This is a genomic window from Paraburkholderia sp. BR10882 (assembly GCF_040948855.1).
In the GTDB taxonomy this organism is placed as follows: Bacteria; Pseudomonadota; Gammaproteobacteria; order Burkholderiales; family Burkholderiaceae; genus Paraburkholderia; species Paraburkholderia nodosa_A.
Genome location: NZ_JBFPKP010000014.1, coordinates 140,074 through 156,826, shown reverse-complemented (window position 1 = coordinate 156,826; position 16,753 = coordinate 140,074). Strand labels below are relative to the sequence as shown.

The window sequence follows — 16,753 nt, the reverse complement described above, 5'->3', positions numbered from 1 at the left end:
GCAGACTGGCCGTAATTGACTGGCACGCCCGGCCGCGGCGCGCCTTGCGGCTCGGGCAACCACCGCCGCCGGGTTCGCGCTCCGATTTTGTGAGGCGATACGCCGCACTGAAACTTCGCTCCCATTGCTTGAAAGCAAATCTTACGAAATGTAAACTTGGTGCAAGCTTTGGATTCGGACGCAGTCTTCCCGAGGCTTCCCTCGAAACTCGAGTCAATCCATCGATAACTTAGTCATCCTTTACTTCATTGCCCTGGAGAAAACCATGAACTCGTACATCAACCGACTCAACGCCACGTTCGCGATCGCCGGCCTCCTCATGATGGCGCCGTTCATGGCCATGGCCCGCTTGCCAGCGCCGAGCGCTGTCCCGCATGGCGAATCTCTCGTCAAGAAGCGCACGTCGAACCGCTTCGCCGATGAGGAGCGTCGCGCCAGCGAATCCGGTGGAAGTGAATCCGTTAGTGAGTGATCAACATTCCTAAGTAAATTCCATCTCACTTCCTCTTTTCTTGAACGCTATTTGGAGCATTCACCATGAAAGCGAAAGTCACGACACTCTTCATTATTGCCGCCCTGCTCGCCACGACAGGCACCGCGTTCGCATCGCAGCCCGAACACCGGCCTGGCAACCCGCCGCCTACGTCGATCGAACGAGCCAACCGTCCGGTCGGTGCGATTCCGCATCGCGACTGGCATCGTGGCGACCGCCTGCCGCCTGAATACCGTGATCGGATTTTCGTGGTCGAAAACTGGAATCAGCATGGCCTGAAAGCGCCCCCGCGTGGCTACCACTGGGTCGGCGTAGCCGGCGACTACGTGCTCGTTGCCAGCGCGACCGGCGTGATCTCGACGGTTCTGACCGCCGGCAGCCATTGATCATGCCGTTGTCTTTCCACGATATGCCCGCTCTTCGCCGCAACGCGGCCAAGGGCCGGCAACCAGCAGCGACCTGAAATCGAGCCGCAACGACGGCAAAACAACTAACTCTCGCAAATCCCCGGCACGGCAACTTTCTGGAAGATATGCGGCGACGCGATCACCGAGGAAGGATAAGCGGCCAGACTCGACCGGAACGCCGGCGCAGAGAATGCCGCCCGAAAATGCGCCGTGGATTCCCACACTGCGTAATTCATATAAGCCGGTTGCTCTCCGATCGCCCGATGGAGCTGCGTTGAAATAAAGCCGGCTTGCTGCTTCATGAGCGCAGCGTCTTCCTGCCAGGCCTCCAGAAACTTCGCCTCATCGGCCAGATCCAGTGTGAAAACGTTCACGAGCACAACGGGCTCGGCGTCAACGGCAAGTTGACGTTCGATCGGGAAAGAAGGATCAAGCGGTCGCAATTGCAGCATGGTGCACTCCAGAGTCTAAAAGCATGATGTCAACCGGTCATCGCAAATATATAGTAAATTGACATGATGATGTCAACTTAGAAATATGGTGCCATATGCGCGAACTCGCGAGAACACCGGTCGGCGAACTCCTGTCGGGCATCATGCTCGATCTCTTCCGGCTCAATAGCGGACTGCTCACTTCGGGCGACCGCCTGGTCGAGGGCCTCGGCCTCACGAGCGCACGCTGGCAAATGCTCGGCGCCATCAGGGCCGCGCAACGGCCGCAGCCGGTGGCCTGGATTGCCCGCGATCTGGGGGCCAATCGGCAAAACGTGCAACGAATCGTGAATGACCTGGCCAACGACGGTCTGCTCCGCTTCGAGGCCAACCCTCACCACCGCCGCGCGCAGCTTGTCGTTTTGACCGACGAGGGACGGCAAGCTTTCGAAGCGGCCATGCGTCTTCAGGCCCCCTGGATCAACCAGCTCTCCGCTGGCGTGACCGCCAGCGAAATCAAGACCTTGCACCGCGTCATCACGAAATTGCAGGCGAATCTGGACCAAATGGCCGGAGCCGACGAGCCGGATTGATCGACAGCGCTGCTTGCGCATGCAATGTGCTACAGCAGGGCATCGTTACCATCCGCGAGGCGAGGCCCACGCATGTCGACCATTGCCCTCATTGTCGTGACGGTCGCGGTGACGCTCGTCGTCATCCTGGTGATCGCGAACCTCACGAGCGGCGAAAAGAAGATCGAGCACAAGATCGACCGGCTTTACGCGAGCGACAGTCCGCAGTTCATCCGCTCGATGGGGCTGCTGCTCGGGCCGCCCGTCGTGGGAGGCAATCGCTTCAAGGTGCTCGTGAACGGCGACGAGATCTTTCCGTCGATGCTGGCCGGCATCCGCGCGGCGCAGCACACCATTACCTTCGAGACCTTCATTTACTGGTCCGGCGCGATTGGCGAAGAAGTCGCCCGGGCGCTGTCCGACAAGGCGCGCGCGGGCATCGCCGTGCACGTGCTGCTCGACTGGGTCGGCTCGTCCAAAATGGACAAGCGTTATCAACGCATGCTGCGCGAGGCGGGCGTCCAGCTCGTCCTGTATCACAAGCCGCACTGGACGGGCCTCGGCCGCATGAACGACCGCACGCACCGCAAGTTGCTGGTGATCGACGGACGCATCGGTTTTACGGGCGGCGTAGGCATCGCCGACGAATGGACCGGCCATGCGCAGGACGAAAAGCACTGGCGCGATACGCACTTTCGCATTGAAGGCCCGGCGGTCGGACAGATGCAGGCGGTCTTCATGGACAACTGGGTCAAGTCGACGGGCAATGTGCTGCACGGCCCGCAGTACTTTCCCGCGATCGACGCCGCGGGCAACGGCCTCGCGCACGTGTTCAGCAGTTCGCCCTCGGGCGGCAGCGACGACATGGAGTTGATGTACCTCATGGCGATCACCGCCGCGGCGCGCTCCATCCATTTGTCGACGGCGTACTTCGTGCCGGACAAGCTGACGATCAACGCGATCGTCGAGGCGGCGAAGCGCGGCGTGAAGGTGCGCATCATCACGCCGGGCAAGCGCATCGATACTCACACGGTGCGCGAGGCCTCGCGTGCGTGCTGGGGCGACCTGCTCGCGGCCGGCGTGGAGATGTACGAGTATCAGCCGACGATGTTCCACTGCAAGCTGATCGTCGTCGACGAATATCTGGTGTCGGTCGGCTCGACCAACTTCGACAGCCGCTCGTTCAAGCTCAACGACGAGGCCAATCTCAACATCTACGACCGCGATTTCGCGCGCCAGCAGACGGCCATTTTCGATGCCGACGCTGCCCTCGCCAAACGCATCACGCTCGAAGACTGGCGCCGCCGGTCGTTACGGGAAAAGCTGCTCGAACACGCAGCCGCCCTCCTCGATTCGCAGTTGTGACGCCTGCCGCGAGCGCCGCGCCGCCAATCGACAAGAAAGCGAAGATCGCCGACAATCGGTGCCCGACATTGGGCTGTCGACAAAGCAAACAGAAAAAAGGGACCGCAATCCATGCTGCACATCGAGGATCTGGCCAATCCGCCCGAGGGGTTTCTGCGCGACGAGCCGGAGGGAGCGGAGTTTTACCAGGCCTTTCAGACGGCCCGGCTGGATGATTTCAGCTTCGGTTATTTCGCCGTGTACCGGGACAGCGCGCTCGTTACCGTGGCGCCCTACTTCGTGATGGATTTCCGGCTCAACACCCTCCTTCCCAGCGGCTGGCTGAAGCAAAGCCTGAGCTGGATCCGCTTCAAGCTGGCCTGCATCGGGCATCCGACCGTCGATGCCGGCCGCATCCAGGGCGAAGTCTCGCAGGAGACGCTCGCGGCCATCAGCACGGCGCTTGCGAAGAAAGGGAGCCTGCTCGCGTACAAGGGTTTCACCGAGGACTTGCCGCTGCGCGGCTTCGTGGCGGCAAAAGGCCTGCCCGTGCCGGTGCTGTCGATCGGCCCGGACTACTACCAGGCCATGAAGAGCGACCGCAGGAACCTGCTCAAGCGTAAGCTGAAAAAGGCCGCTGCACTGCGCTATGAAGAATGCGCGGGTCTGCCCGATCACCTCGTCGCCAGAGTGTATGAGTTGTATCTGAACACCTGGCAGAAAGCCGAGTTGAAGTTCGAGAAGCTCACGCCGGAGTACTTCGCCAATACCCGCAGCCTTAGCCATTATCTGCTGTACTTTCTGGACGACGAGTTGATTGGCTTCACCCAGTTGATCGGCAAGGGAAGGCACCTCGTCAACCGCTATATCGGGCTCGACTACGCCAGGAGCCAGGAGTACGGCTTGTACTTCGCCATGTTCATTCGCACGGTCGAATTCGGCATTCGCGAAGGTTTCGAGGAAATCGAGCTGGGCGCGACGTCCTATGAGTTCAAACGCATCCTCGGCGCCCGCCAGATTCCCACCTGGAATCACTACCGGCACAACAACGCGTTGGTCAACTGGCTGCTCGGCAAGCTGCGCAGCGTGCTGGAACCGTCGGAGTCCGAACTGCGTTAGCGCCCGACCGATTGGTTCGGTGCGTCCCACCTGCCGGCAACACGCGTTACAGGCGATAATGTGCCAAACGCAATCGACTTGAGAAACGGAGTGAGAATGAGCAAGCAAGGCTTCACCACTGGCATCGTTCACGGCGACAGGATCGCGGGCACCGAGCACGGCGGCGTGCGCCAGCCGATTCATACGTCCGTGCAATATGGTTTCGAGCGCGTCGAGGACCTGATCGGCGTATTTCAGGGCACGAAGAAAGGGGGTTTCAACTACGCGCGGCAAGGCACTCCCACGACGGCGGCTCTCGAGCGCAAGATCACGAGCCTGGAAGGCGGCACCGGCACAGTCTGTTTCAGCACCGGCATGGCCGCGATCACGGCGACCTTCCTCACGCTGCTGCGTGCGGGCGATCATCTCGTGTCGAGCCGCTATGTGTTCGGCAACACCAACAGCCTGTTCGGCACGTTGCGCACGCTCGGCGTGGAAGTCACGACCGTCGACGCCAGCGACGCCGAAAACGTGCAGAACGCCATCCAGCCGAATACGCGCATGGTGTTCGTCGAAACCATCGCGAATCCGGGCACGCAGATCCCCGACCTGCAAGGCATCGGCGAGCTGTGCCGCGAGCGCGGCATTGTCTACGTCGTCGACAACACGATTACCTCGCCCGCCTTGTTCCAGCCGAAGGCGGTCGGCGCGAGCCTCGTCATCAACTCGTTGACGAAGACCATCGCGGGCCATGGCGCCGCGCTCGGCGGCGCGGTGACCGATACGGGCCTGTTCGACTGGAGCGCGTATCCGAACATCGCCGACGACTATCGGCGTTCGGCACCGAAAGATCAGGGGCTCCTGCAGATCCGCAAGAAGGGCCTGCGGGACATGGGCGCGTCATTGTCGTCCGAGCAGGCGCACGCCATCGCCATGGGCGCGGAAACGCTCGCCCTGCGCGTGAAGCAAAGCAGCGACAATGCGCTCGCGCTCGCACAGTTTCTCGAAGGCCACGAAGCCATCGGCAAGGTGTTCTATCCGGGCTTGAAGAGCCATCCGCAATACGAGGTTGCCCATGCGCTCTTCAAGGGCGCGTCGTGGCTGCTCTCATTTGAACTGCTCAACGCGGAGCGCATGATCGACGTCGTCAACGCGCTCGAACTGCCGATCAAGGCGACCGGCCTCGGCGACACGCGCACGCTCATCATCCCCGTCGCGCCGACGATCTTTTTCGAAGCCGGCGCAGAAACGCGCAAGGCGATGGGCATCTCCGACGGCATGCTGCGGCTTTCGGCGGGCATCGAAGATATCGACGACCTGATTGCAGACTTCTCGCAAGCGCTCAAGCTGGCAGCATAACGCCGGGAGCGTCGATGTCGTGAACAGGGCCAGCACTCGCTGGCCCTGCGCGTTTTCGACGCTGATGCCGCTTACGGATTGAAGCGTTTTGCCTCGTCGCGCCAGTAGTGCTGCTGCTGCCAGCCAAGCAAGCGTTTGAGCTTCTCGTTGCTGAGCAGCGTCTCGAACTCGCCGAGGGCCTTCTTGACCGGCACGCCCGGATAGTAGCGATCCAGCAACGTCTGGGTCGGCAAGTCGGACGACACGTCGTCCGCCGCGACGTTCATGATCTCGAAGCCGAGGCCGTCCGTTTCGATGGCGAGCCGGCACGCGTTGGCGAGATCTCGCCCGTCGATGTAGCTCCACGCAATACGCTTGCGCAGCGCGGGATCCTTGAGCCACGTGGAGAACTTCGCGTAATCCTCGGGATCGAGCACGTTGCCGATGCGAAAACAGTAGATGTCCGACCCGGTGCGCGCCTGGAATGCCTTCGCGGTCACTTCGTTGACCACTTTCGAGGTGGCGTAGCTGTCCATCGGGTCCACCGGATAGTTCTCGTCCAGCGGAAAGTACGCGGGATCGCGATGCCGGTGGGCGAACACCACACCGTAAGTCGTCTCGCTCGAGGCGAGGATCACCTTGCGGACCCCTAGTTTCGCAGCGGCGTCGAGAATGTTGTAAGTCCCCATCACATTGATGCGGTAGACCTCGTTATCGGTCGTCAACATGATGCGAGGAATCGCCGCGAAGTGAACGATCGCGTCGATGGGTTTCGGCTCCAGGTCGTCGGCGAATTCCACTGGCGCCGTGGTCGAGGCGATCGCGTTGAAAACCTGGCCCGCGTCGGTGATGTCCGTGATCAGCGTGCGCGCCGTGCGCTTCGGCATGGGCACACGGTCCAGATTCAACACTTCGTAGCCGTGCGCGACCAGGTTCTCGACCACCCATTTGCCGGCAAGGCCGCTACCGCCGGTCACTATCACTCGCTTTGTCATCTGTCTCTCTCCTTTTCGTGGCGTCGTTCCCGCCTCTGCAAACGCGCACGTTACCGCAAACATCGGCCGGCTGTAATGACCACCGCTACCTTTCCAGCCGGATGGATTGTCTGCGGGGGACGCAGACAAAATCGTTATGCGCCCGATTGCGCGGGCGCGGCCACCGCAGGCTGCCGGTTGAACCGCTCCGCCAGAAAATCGATGAACGCACGCGCACGCGCCGATTGATTGCGCTTGTTCGGGTAGTACACGAACAAATCGGCAAGCGGCTGCACGAACTCGGGCAGCACGACGCGCAGCCGGCCGCTTTCCAGATACTTCGCCAGGTCCCACTCCGAGCGCAGCAGAATGCCGTGCCCGTCGAGCGCCCAGCCGAGCACGATATCGCCGTCGTTGCTCGACAGCATGCCGTGCACCTTCACCGCATGCGCCTCGCCATCGCGCTCGAGCCGCCATATGCCGTAGGCGTTGTCGTTCTGTCGATGCACGATGCATTGATGGTTGGCGAGATCGCCCAGCGTTGCGGGCGTGCCCTGCGTCTCCAGATAGCGCGGCGAGGCGCACAGCAAGCGGCGGTTCGTCATGATGCGCCGCGCAATGAGCCGCTTGTCGGGCAGCTCGCCAAAACGGATCGCCAGATCCACGCCGCTTTCGACGAGATCGATAGGCCGGTCGGTGACATCGAGCTGCACTTCGACATGCGGATGCCGCCGCGCGAACTCCGAAACGAGCGGTGCGATCGTCGTGCGCCCGAAGCCGAGCGTCGCGTTCACACGCAGCAAGCCGCGCGTGACGGAGCGGCTCGACGACACGACATCTTCCATTTCCTGCACTTCGGCAAGAATGCGCGTCGCGTAGTGCAGAAAGGTCTCGCCTTCGGCGGTCAGGCTCACGCTGCGGGTGGTCCGGTTGACCAGGCGCACGCCCAGGCGCGCCTCGAGCTGCGCGAGCCGTTTGGTCGCCGCCGGCGGCGTGATGTCCATGTCGCGCGCAACGCTTGAAAGGTTTCCGTAACGCCCGAGCAGAACGAAAAACGCCAGGTAGGAGGTCAGGTCATTCTTCACCGTGAGTTAATAAAGATGTGAAAACAAGTGAATCATAGAGCCGATCCGGGCGCATAACCTAGCGTCTCCCACAGCCAGCGAATCGCGAACGACCGCGAGAACGACCGCGCATGCTGGCCGTGCCACCAGGAGACACCCGTGAGAATCGTTGAAATCCGCGAAAAAACCGTGCCGATCAGTTCCTCGATCCGCAACGCCTATATCGACTTCAGCAAGATGACGCTCAGCCTCGTCGCCGTGGTCACCGACGTGATCCGCGACGGCAAGCCCGTCATCGGCTATGGCTTCAACTCGAACGGCCGCTATGGCCAAGGCACGCTGATGCGCGAGCGCTTCATCCCGCGCATTCTCGAAGCCGATCCCGCCTCGCTCGTGAACGAGGCGGGCGACAACCTCGACCCGCACAAGATCTGGGCGACGATGTTCACCAACGAAAAGCCGGGCGGCCATGGCGAGCGCTCGGTGGCGATCGGCACGATCGACATGGCGGTATGGGACGCCGTGGCGAAGATCGAAGGCAAGCCGCTCTTCCAGCTGCTCGCCGAGCGCTACGGCAATGGCCAACCCGACCGCAAGATCTTCGTCTATGCGGCGGGCGGCTACTACTACCCAGGCCAGGACCACAACAAGCTCAAAGACGAAATGCGCAGCTATATCGACCGCGGCTACACGGTCGTGAAGAAAAAGATTGGCGGCGCGTCGCTCGACGAGGACCTGCGCCGCATCGATTCGATCCTGAGCGTGCTGGGCGACGGTCAGAAACTGGCCGTCGACGCCAACGGCCGTTTCGATCTGGACACCGCGATCCAGTACGCGAAAGCGCTCTCGCAATACGATCTGTTCTGGTACGAGGAGCCGGGCGATCCGCTCGACTTCGAATTGCAGGCCACGCTGCGCAACTACTACGACAAACCGATGGCGACCGGCGAGGATCTGTTCTCGATGCAGGACGCGCGCAACCTCATCCGCTACGGCGGCATGCGTCCCGACCGCGACTGGCTGCAGTTCGACTGCGCGTTGAGCTACGGCCTCGTCGAATATCTGCGCACGCTGGAGATGCTGCATCAGCACGGCTGGTCCGCGAGCCGCTGCATTCCGCACGGCGGCCATCAGATGTCGCTCAACATCGCGGCGGGCCTCGGGCTTGGCGGCAACGAGTCGTATCCCGATCTGTTCCAGCCTTATGGCGGCTTCCCCGATGGCGTGAAGGTCGACAACGGCTATATCACGATGCCCGACCTGCCCGGCATCGGCTTCGAGGGCAAGGCCGATCTGTTTGCGGAAATGAAGAAGATCGCGGCCTGACGCCGAAGCGAAGAAAAGAGCGCGACCGGAAACACAACCGCTGCACGCATGGCGGTTGGCGGTCGCCCGAAATTACCTGCATGGCGCCATGCTCAGGAGACAGACATGCGGCCCTCGAAACTCAAAAAGTATCTTTCGAAGCTCTACATACAGGTCTTGATCGGTATCCTGGCGGGCATTCTCGTCGGCCACTTCTATCCGGATATCGGAGCCGATCTCAAACCGCTTGGCGACCTCTTCATCAAGCTGATCCGCATGGCGCTCGCGCCGATCATCTTCGCTTCGGTCGTCGTGGGCATTGCCCGGATGAACGACCTGCACGAAGCCGGCCGCGTAGGCGTGAAGGCGCTGCTCTACTTCGAGGTGGCGTCGACCATTGCGCTTCTCGTAGGCCTCGTCGTCGTGAACGTGATCAAGCCGGGCAGCGGCATGAACATCGATCCGGCGCAGCTCGACAGCTCGGCGATCGCCAGCTACGCGCACGCGGCCCACGACCATACGGCGCTCGGGTTCCTCATGAGCATCGTGCCGAACAGCATCGTCGGCGCGTTTGCGAACGGCGAAATTTTGCCGATCATCTTTTTTTCGGTGCTGTTCGCCATTGCGCTGGCGAAGCTCGGCCCGCGTACCGCACCGCTCGTCGATATGCTCGACATGTTCTTGCAGGGCATGTTCGGCGTCGTGCGGATCGTCATGTATGTCGCGCCCGTGGGCGCGTTTGGCGGCATGGCGTTCACCATCGCGAAGTACGGGCTCGGCACGCTGGCGTCGTTTGGCGAGCTGATGCTTTGCCTGTACGTGACTTCGATTGTCTTCGTCGTGGTGGTGCTCGGGCTCGTCATGCGCGTTTGCGGTTTTTCGCTGTGGAAGTATCTCCGCTATATCCGCGACGAAATCCTGATCACGTTCGGCACGGCGTCGACCGAGGCCGTGCTGCCGCAGATGCTCGTCAAGATGGAGAACCTCGGCTGTTCGCGGCCTGTTGTCGGCATGGTGTTGCCGACCGGCTATACGTTCAACGCGGACGGCACGGCGATCTATCTCACGATGGCGGCCCTCTTCGTGGCGCAGGCGATGAACATTCATCTCACGCTGTTCGATCAACTTGTCGTGCTGAGCGTTTTGCTGCTGACTTCGAAGGGTTCTGCTGGTGTGGCCGGAGCGGGGTTTGTTGCGCTCGCTGCTACGCTTGCTTCGATGCATAAGATTCCGGTTTCCGGGCTGGTGCTGCTGTTGGGGGTGGATCGGTTTCTCAATGAAGCTCGGGCGGTGACCAATTTGATTGGGAATGGCGTGGCCACGATCGTGGTCGCCAGGTGGGAAGGGGCGATGGATGTTGCGCGGGCTCGGGCGGTTTTGAATGGGGAGATTGAGGGTGGGGACGCGTCGGGCGCTGGCGATTTGTCTTTGCCCAGCGGCGAGCCGGTTTCTGGCTCGAGGGGGCTGGTAGAAAACCATCTGTGAAATGAGTACTTTGCGGTGCCTTGTTTTCGCGTCGGTATGCCTGGGTTGCCCCTGTAAGGTTCACCGACGCGAACACAAGAAAAAGCCAAAGCGCCAAAAACCACAACCCTTCCGCGATAGCACCAAAAAACCACAACAAAGCAAACCCAAACCAGACACCAAAGAAATACATATCAGAATTCGTTAGTTTGTCGCGGATGGAACCCTGACTAGACTGCAGATCCATCTTGTTATGACAAGCGAACCATGCCCCGAACGAATCTGGTGGCGCTATCCCCCCAGCCGCTCTACGTCCAGATCAAGGACACGCTCCGAGAGCGCATCCTGAACGGCACCTATGCGCCGCACAGCCAGATGCCCTCCGAACACGAGCTATGCGCCCTGTTCGGCGTCAGCCGCATCACCGTGCGCCAGGCACTAGGCGATCTGCAAAAGGAAGGCCTGGTCTTCAGGCTGCACGGCAAGGGCACGTTCGTCTCCAGGCCCAAGGCATTCCAGAACGTAACCTCGCTGCAAGGCTTCGCGGAAGCGATGTCGTCGATGGGCTACGAAATTGTCAACCAGTTGCGCAGCTTCAGGATCATCAAGGCCGATCGCCACGTCGCGCAACGGCTCAATCTTCTGGAAGGCGCGCCGGTCGCGGAAATCCATCGCGTGCGCATGCTCAACCGCGAACCAGTTTCGCTAGAACTCACGTGGGTGCCGGAAGCGCTCGGCAAGCGGCTCGCCAACGCCGACCTCGCCACGCGCGACATTTTCCTGATTCTCGAGAACGACTGCGGCGTGCTGCTCGGTCATGCCGATGTGTCGATCGACGCGATTCTCGCCGATGACGACATCGCCCGCGCCCTGCGCGTGGAAGACGGCAGCCCCGTTCTGCGGATCGAACGCCTGACGCACGACGCATCCGGCAATCCCATCGACTACGAATACCTGTATTTCCGCGGCGACGCCTTCCAGTACCGGCTGCGCGTCGACCGCCAAAAAACCCGTGCAAGGGGAAGGAAAGCGCTATGAATACCGAAGTGCTCGAATACGACATCGTGGTCGTCGGCGGCGGCACGGCCGGCCCAATGGCTGCAATCAAGGCCAAGGAACGCAACCCGGCACTCAAGGTGCTGCTGCTTGAAAAAGCCAATGTCAAGCGCAGCGGCGCAATCTCGATGGGCATGGACGGCTTGAACAACGCCATCATTCCCGGCCACGCCACACCCGAGCAGTACACGCGCGAAATCACCGTCGCCAACGATGGCATTATCGACCAGGAGGCCGTCTATGCGTATGCGCGACACAGCTTCACGACCATCGAGCAGCTCGACCGCTGGGGCGTGAAGTTCGAAAAAGACGGCAACGGCGACTATGCCGTGAAGAAGGTCCATCACATGGGCGCTTACGTATTGCCCATGCCCGAAGGACACGACGTGAAAAAGATCCTCTACCGGCAGCTCAAACGGGCGCGCATCGAGATCACGAACCGCATCGTCGCCACGCGGCTCATGACCGATTCGCAGGGCCGCGTAAGCGGCGTGCTCGGCTTCGACTGCCGCACGGCGCAGTTCCACGTAGTGCGCGCGAAAGCCGTGATCCTGTGCTGCGGCGCGGCGGGGCGCCTCGGTCTGCCCTCCTCCGGCTACCTGATGGGCACTTACGAGAATCCGACCAACGCGGGCGACGGCTACGCCATGGCGTACCACGCGGGCGCTGCCCTCGCGAATCTGGAATGCTTTCAAATCAATCCGCTTATTAAGGACTACAACGGACCGGCTTGTGCCTATGTCACCGGGCCGCTCGGCGGCTTCACCGCGAACGGCAAGGGCGAGCGCTTCATCGAATGCGACTACTGGAGCGGCCAGATGATGTGGGAGTTCTACCAGGAGCTGCAGAGCGGAAACGGCCCCGTGTTCCTGAAGCTCGATCATCTTGCCGAGGAAACGATCCAGACCATCGAGCAGATCCTGCACACCAACGAGCGCCCGAGCCGCGGCCGGTTCCACGCCGGCCGCGGCACGGACTACCGTCAGCAGATGGTCGAGATGCATATTTCCGAGATCGGCTTTTGCAGCGGGCATAGCGCGTCGGGTGTCTATGTGAATGCGCGCGCGGAGACGACCGTACCCGGACTCTATGCAGCAGGCGACATGGCGGCCGTGCCCCACAACTACATGCTAGGCGCGTTCACCTACGGCTGGTTCGCGGGCGCCAACGCGGCCGAATACGTGGAGGGCCGCGAGCATGCGAGCCTCGACGAAGCCCAGATCGCCGCTGAACGCGCACGGATCTACGCGCCGCTCGAACGCGAAAACGGACTCGCACCGGCCCAGGTCGAATACAAGCTGCGCCGCATGGTGAACGACTATCTTCAGCCGCCCAAGGTCACGCGCAAGATGGAGATCGGCCTGCAGCGCTTCGACGAGATCGCCGAAGACATCGAAGCGATCAAGGCCAACAATGCGCACGAATTGATGCGCGCCGCCGAGGTGCGCGCCATTCGCGACTGCGCGGAAATGGCGGCGCGCGCCTCACTGTTCCGCACCGAAAGCCGCTGGGGACTGTATCACCACCGGGTCGATTACCCGCAGCGCAACGACGCCGATTGGTTCTGCCATACGCACCTGCGCAAGGACGCTTCCGGCAGCATGACGAGCGAAAAGCGCGCGGTCGAGCCGTACATCATCCCGCTCGCGCAAGCGGATCGAGGCGCTTACGATCAGCTACGCATTCGCGAATCCGCGGAACTCGTCGCCGAACACTAAGGAATCCGAATATGTCCTATACGCCGCACGAAATCTTCCAGCGCAGCAGTGCGCCCGTCACGATCGACGAAGACCGCTGCATCGCCGACAAAGGCTGCACGGTTTGCGTGGATGTGTGCCCGCTCGACCTGCTCGCAATCGATGTGAGCAAGGGTAAGGCCTATATGCAATTCGACGAATGCTGGTATTGCATGCCCTGCGAACGCGACTGCCCGACCGGCGCAGTCAAGGTCGACATTCCGTACCTGTTGCGCTAACCGCTGTCACCCCACGACGGTACCCGTATTGCTCGCCAAACAGATCATGAAAACACGCCAACGGATTCTTCGCCTTTTCGCCGCCCCGCTACTGTTGAGCGCCGCGATCACCGTACACGCCGAGACGATTCGCGTCGCGATCGGCACCCAGGACACCACTATCAACTGCGCGACGGGTGGCCTCCTGATCCGCGAATTGCACTTGCTCGACAAGTATCTGCCCCACACCGGCAAATACGCGAACGTCACCTACGACGTGCAGTGGAAGGACTTCACTTCCGGCGCGCCGCTCACGAACGAAATGGTGGCCGGCAAGCTCGACTTCGGCGCCATGGCGGATTTCCCGGGCTCGCTCAATGGCGCGGCGTTCCAGAAAGCGGGCCGAAAGAGCCTCTTCATCACCGTGCTCGAAGGCAGCACCGATGGCAGCGGCAACGGCATCGTCGTGCCCGTCAACTCGCCGCTGCATTCGATTGCCGACCTCAAGGGCAAGACGATCTCGGTGCCGTTCGCCTCGACGTCGCACGGCATGCTGCTGCGCGCAATCAAAGCGCAAGGCTGGAACCCGGATACCGACGTGAACATCATCACGCAAGCGCCGGAAGTGGCAGGGAGCGCCCTCAAGGCGGCCAAGATCGACGCCCACGCCGACTTCGTGCCGTTCGCCGACCTGTTCCCGTACCGCGGCATCGCTCGCAAGATATACGACGGCGCCCAAAGCCGTGCGCCCACCTTTCACGGCGCGCTCGTCGATGCCGCTTATGCGCAGAAGTACCCGGAAGTGGTGGTCGCCTATCTGCGCGCGGCAATCGAAGCGAACCGCCTGATTGCGGAAGATCCCGAAAAATATAGTTTGCTGATCGAGAAGGTGACGGGCATCGAGGCGCCCGTCGACTATCTCTATCATGGACCGCTCGGCCTGCAAACGCGCGATCTCACCTGGAAGCCGGAGTACCGCCAGGCCGTGGCGACTGCCATCGACACGCTGAAGCTGCTCAAGAAAACGGATGTCAATCTCGATGCGAACACCTTCATCGACGACCGCTACATCCGCGAGGCGTTCAAGGAGTCGGGACTCGACTATGACGCCGCGCTGAAAAACTACGCTCGGCAGCCGCTCGCCGCGAACGACGCGCTGACCGGCAAGCCCATTCGTGATTTCCTCGCGGTCACACAGGTGTGGGTCGCCAACGAGGCACACGTGCGCAACTATGCGAACGCGGCGGAAGGGTTCGCAGCGCTCGCGAAACTCGAACAGTCCGGCAGCAAGGTGCGCGCGGTTTACGTGCAGGACCACGACAGCGGACAGAAGCTCTTCGCTTCCGACGCCTGGTACGTACGCGACGCGCATGGCGACGTCACCGCGTTCCTGCAGAAGACAGGCGCGGATGCCTACGCACAGCACACGTCGGGCGCGGTCGTCGACTATGCCGCTGCAAAAACGGGCGCCCAGCAGGCCCTCGCTTCGAGCTAACGCGTCGCGCTCTGTCCGCCCGCTCACTTGCCATTTATGAGGAGTCCGCATGTCTGCCACGCTTGACCTCGCAGCCCGGCAACGCCAGGCCGTCCGGGAACCGGCACTGACTGCAGCCGCAGCGCGCAGCGCACCGATACGCCGCCGCGCATGGCGCGCCGGCTCGATCGTGCTGTTCGTGGCTGCCTGGCAGTTGGCCGTTCATTTCCGGCTCTCGCTTGGCATCGTCACGTTCGCGAATGTCCCTTCGCCCGCCGACGCCATTCCCGCGCTATGGGCGCTGCTCCATTCGCCGAAGCTGCCGATGCGTCTCGCCGCGAGTCTGACGCGCGTGCTGGCCGGCTTCTGCGCGGCGGCCCTGGTCGGCGTCGGGCTCGGACTCGCGATCGGCCGCTATCGCGCACTCGAAGATGTGCTCCTGCCGCCGCTCGAAGTGCTGCGGCCAATCCCGGCGGTCGCGTGGATTCCGCTCGCGATCCTGATGTTTCCCTCTTCGGAACTGAGCATGATGTTCATCACGTTCATCGGTGCGCTGTTCCCGATCCTGCTGAACACGATCCACGGCGTGGAGGCCGTCGACCCCCGCCTCGTCGCCACCGCGCGGGGTCTCGGCACCGGCTCGCTGTCGCTCTATACAGAAGTGGTATTGCCGGGTGCCGCGCCTGCGATCTTCACGGGTCTTTCCATCGGCATGGGCACCGCGTGGTTCTGCCTCGTAACCGCGGAAATGATCGCCGGGCAGTACGGCATAGGCTATTTCACCTGGGAATCCTATACGCTCCAGAACTACGCGGATATCGTGGTCGGCATGGCCCTGATCGGCGTGCTCGGCATGGGCAGCAGCCTCCTCGTCAAACGCATCGGCACCGCACTGACGCCGTGGTACCGCCTGCGGGGAGCGCGCCAGTGAACACGCCTGCCGCCGTCCATCCTGAAGCCCGCGCCAGGGCGCCGGTGTCCCACGCGGCGGGGCACATCAACGTGCGTTCGCTGACCGTGGAGGTCGGGCCGCCGCACGCGCGCTTCGCCGCGCTCGACTCACTGAACGTCGAGATCGCGCCCGCCGAGTTCGTGTGCGTGCTTGGGCCGTCCGGCTGCGGAAAGTCCACGCTGCTCGGCGCCATCGCGGGGCACGTCCCGTCCACGCAGGGCGAAATCGCCGTCGACGGTCTCGCGGTCGAGCGCCCGCATCCGGAGCGCGGCCTCGTATTCCAGCAGCACACGCTGTTTCCCTGGAAGCGTGTGATCGACAACGTGGCCTTCGGCCTGAAGATGAAGGGCGTTGGCGCCAGTGAGCGTCGGCGCGAAGCGGCCGAACTGCTCGCGCTGGTGGGGCTCGCGGGATTCGAGTCGCACTATCCCGCGCAGCTGTCGGGCGGCATGCAGCAGCGTGTGGAAATCGCGCGCGTGCTGATCAACCGTCCGCGCATTTTGTTGATGGACGAGCCCTTCGGCGCACTCGACGCCCAAACGCGCCGCATGATGCAAACGCTTTTGCTCGACATCTGGACGCAGGTACGCACGACCGTCGTGTTCGTCACGCACGACATCGACGAAGCGCTGTTTCTCGGCGACCGCATCCTGATGCTCTCGCAACGACCCGCGCGCCTCGTCGCCGATATCACAGTGCCGCTCGCGCGGCCACGCAGCGACGAGAGCACGACCGAAGCCGGCTTCATCGACATCAAGCGCCGCTGCCTCGCGTTTCTGCGCGAAGCGGCGTAGTCCCTCAAGCGCCCACCAGATCACTGCCCTTCC

General features: G+C 62.2%; 17 protein-coding genes. 14 read left to right on the top strand and 3 right to left on the bottom strand.

What is annotated here, in order from left to right; all coding sequences use genetic code 11:
- The first annotated feature begins 265 nt into the window (after nucleotides 1-265).
- Both AB3X99_RS29310 and AB3X99_RS29305 read left to right on the top strand, forming a co-directional pair.
- Nucleotides 266-472, top strand: coding sequence for a hypothetical protein (locus tag AB3X99_RS29310; RefSeq protein WP_069266585.1), 207 nt, complete (start codon nucleotides 266-268; stop codon nucleotides 470-472).
- Nucleotides 473-537: 65 nt separating this feature from the next.
- Complete coding sequence (locus AB3X99_RS29305; protein WP_069266586.1) at nucleotides 538-879, top strand: RcnB family protein; 342 nt, start codon at nucleotides 538-540, stop codon at nucleotides 877-879.
- A gap of 104 nt (nucleotides 880-983) precedes the next feature.
- On the opposite strand, the gene AB3X99_RS29300 is transcribed toward AB3X99_RS29305, so the two are convergent.
- Nucleotides 984-1,352, bottom strand: a complete 369-nt coding sequence (locus AB3X99_RS29300) for an antibiotic biosynthesis monooxygenase (RefSeq protein ID WP_368604395.1) — start codon at nucleotides 1,350-1,352, stop codon at nucleotides 984-986.
- 95 nt (nucleotides 1,353-1,447) lie between these two features.
- On the opposite strand from AB3X99_RS29300, the gene AB3X99_RS29295 reads away from it, so the two are divergent.
- The 4 genes from AB3X99_RS29295 (at nucleotide 1,448) to AB3X99_RS29280 (ending at nucleotide 5,704) form a co-directional block, all read left to right on the top strand.
- A complete protein-coding gene (locus AB3X99_RS29295) occupies nucleotides 1,448-1,924 on the top strand; it encodes a MarR family winged helix-turn-helix transcriptional regulator (RefSeq protein ID WP_368618896.1) in 477 nt (158 codons plus the stop codon).
- Between the two features lie 72 nt (nucleotides 1,925-1,996).
- Nucleotides 1,997-3,268 carry a cardiolipin synthase gene (gene cls, locus AB3X99_RS29290; RefSeq protein ID WP_368618895.1) on the top strand — a complete coding sequence of 424 codons (1,272 nt, stop codon included), beginning with the start codon at nucleotides 1,997-1,999 and terminating at the stop codon, nucleotides 3,266-3,268.
- A gap of 111 nt (nucleotides 3,269-3,379) precedes the next feature.
- Entirely contained in the window at nucleotides 3,380-4,366 is a 987-nt protein-coding gene (locus AB3X99_RS29285) for a GNAT family N-acetyltransferase (protein WP_069266589.1), read from the top strand.
- 96 nt (nucleotides 4,367-4,462) lie between these two features.
- A complete protein-coding gene (locus tag AB3X99_RS29280; protein WP_368618894.1) occupies nucleotides 4,463-5,704 on the top strand; it encodes a cystathionine gamma-synthase family protein in 1,242 nt (413 codons plus the stop codon).
- A 71-nt stretch (nucleotides 5,705-5,775) separates the two neighbouring features.
- Here the strand turns inward: AB3X99_RS29280 and AB3X99_RS29275 are convergent, their stop codons facing one another.
- Both AB3X99_RS29275 and AB3X99_RS29270 read right to left on the bottom strand, forming a co-directional pair.
- Nucleotides 5,776-6,678: an NAD(P)-dependent oxidoreductase gene (locus tag AB3X99_RS29275; protein ID WP_028207963.1), complete on the bottom strand. Its 903-nt coding sequence runs from the start codon at nucleotides 6,676-6,678 to the stop codon at nucleotides 5,776-5,778.
- 134 nt (nucleotides 6,679-6,812) lie between these two features.
- The gene (locus AB3X99_RS29270) at nucleotides 6,813-7,742 is read right to left on the bottom strand and encodes a LysR substrate-binding domain-containing protein (protein ID WP_069266591.1); all 930 of its coding nucleotides are present in this window, start codon (nucleotides 7,740-7,742) and stop codon (nucleotides 6,813-6,815) included.
- Nucleotides 7,743-7,880: 138 nt separating this feature from the next.
- Here AB3X99_RS29270 and AB3X99_RS29265 point away from each other — a divergent pair, with 138 nt between their 5' ends.
- The 8 genes from AB3X99_RS29265 (at nucleotide 7,881) to AB3X99_RS29230 (ending at nucleotide 16,720) form a co-directional block, all read left to right on the top strand.
- Entirely contained in the window at nucleotides 7,881-9,047 is a 1,167-nt protein-coding gene (locus tag AB3X99_RS29265) for a mandelate racemase/muconate lactonizing enzyme family protein (RefSeq protein WP_368618893.1), read from the top strand.
- A gap of 105 nt (nucleotides 9,048-9,152) precedes the next feature.
- Nucleotides 9,153-10,511, top strand: a complete 1,359-nt coding sequence (dctA, locus tag AB3X99_RS29260) for a C4-dicarboxylate transporter DctA (RefSeq protein ID WP_368618892.1) — start codon at nucleotides 9,153-9,155, stop codon at nucleotides 10,509-10,511.
- 246 nt (nucleotides 10,512-10,757) lie between these two features.
- Entirely contained in the window at nucleotides 10,758-11,528 is a 771-nt protein-coding gene (locus AB3X99_RS29255; RefSeq protein WP_368618891.1) for a GntR family transcriptional regulator, read from the top strand.
- Complete coding sequence (locus tag AB3X99_RS29250) at nucleotides 11,525-13,264, top strand: fumarate reductase/succinate dehydrogenase flavoprotein subunit (RefSeq protein ID WP_342948828.1); 1,740 nt, start codon at nucleotides 11,525-11,527, stop codon at nucleotides 13,262-13,264. Before AB3X99_RS29255 ends, AB3X99_RS29250 begins: the two co-directional genes overlap by 4 nt.
- Nucleotides 13,265-13,275: 11 nt before the next feature.
- Nucleotides 13,276-13,521, top strand: a complete 246-nt coding sequence (locus AB3X99_RS29245) for a ferredoxin family protein (protein ID WP_069266595.1) — start codon at nucleotides 13,276-13,278, stop codon at nucleotides 13,519-13,521.
- 46 nt (nucleotides 13,522-13,567) lie between these two features.
- Nucleotides 13,568-14,995 (top strand): ABC transporter substrate-binding protein, encoded by a 1,428-nt coding sequence (locus AB3X99_RS29240; RefSeq protein WP_368618890.1) that lies wholly within the window; start codon nucleotides 13,568-13,570, stop codon nucleotides 14,993-14,995.
- Nucleotides 14,996-15,044: 49 nt separating this feature from the next.
- Nucleotides 15,045-15,905, top strand: coding sequence for an ABC transporter permease (locus AB3X99_RS29235; protein ID WP_368618889.1), 861 nt, complete (start codon nucleotides 15,045-15,047; stop codon nucleotides 15,903-15,905).
- A 44-nt stretch (nucleotides 15,906-15,949) separates the two neighbouring features.
- Complete coding sequence (locus tag AB3X99_RS29230) at nucleotides 15,950-16,720, top strand: ABC transporter ATP-binding protein (RefSeq protein WP_368618923.1); 771 nt, start codon at nucleotides 15,950-15,952, stop codon at nucleotides 16,718-16,720.
- Nucleotides 16,721-16,753: the final 33 nt, after the last annotated feature.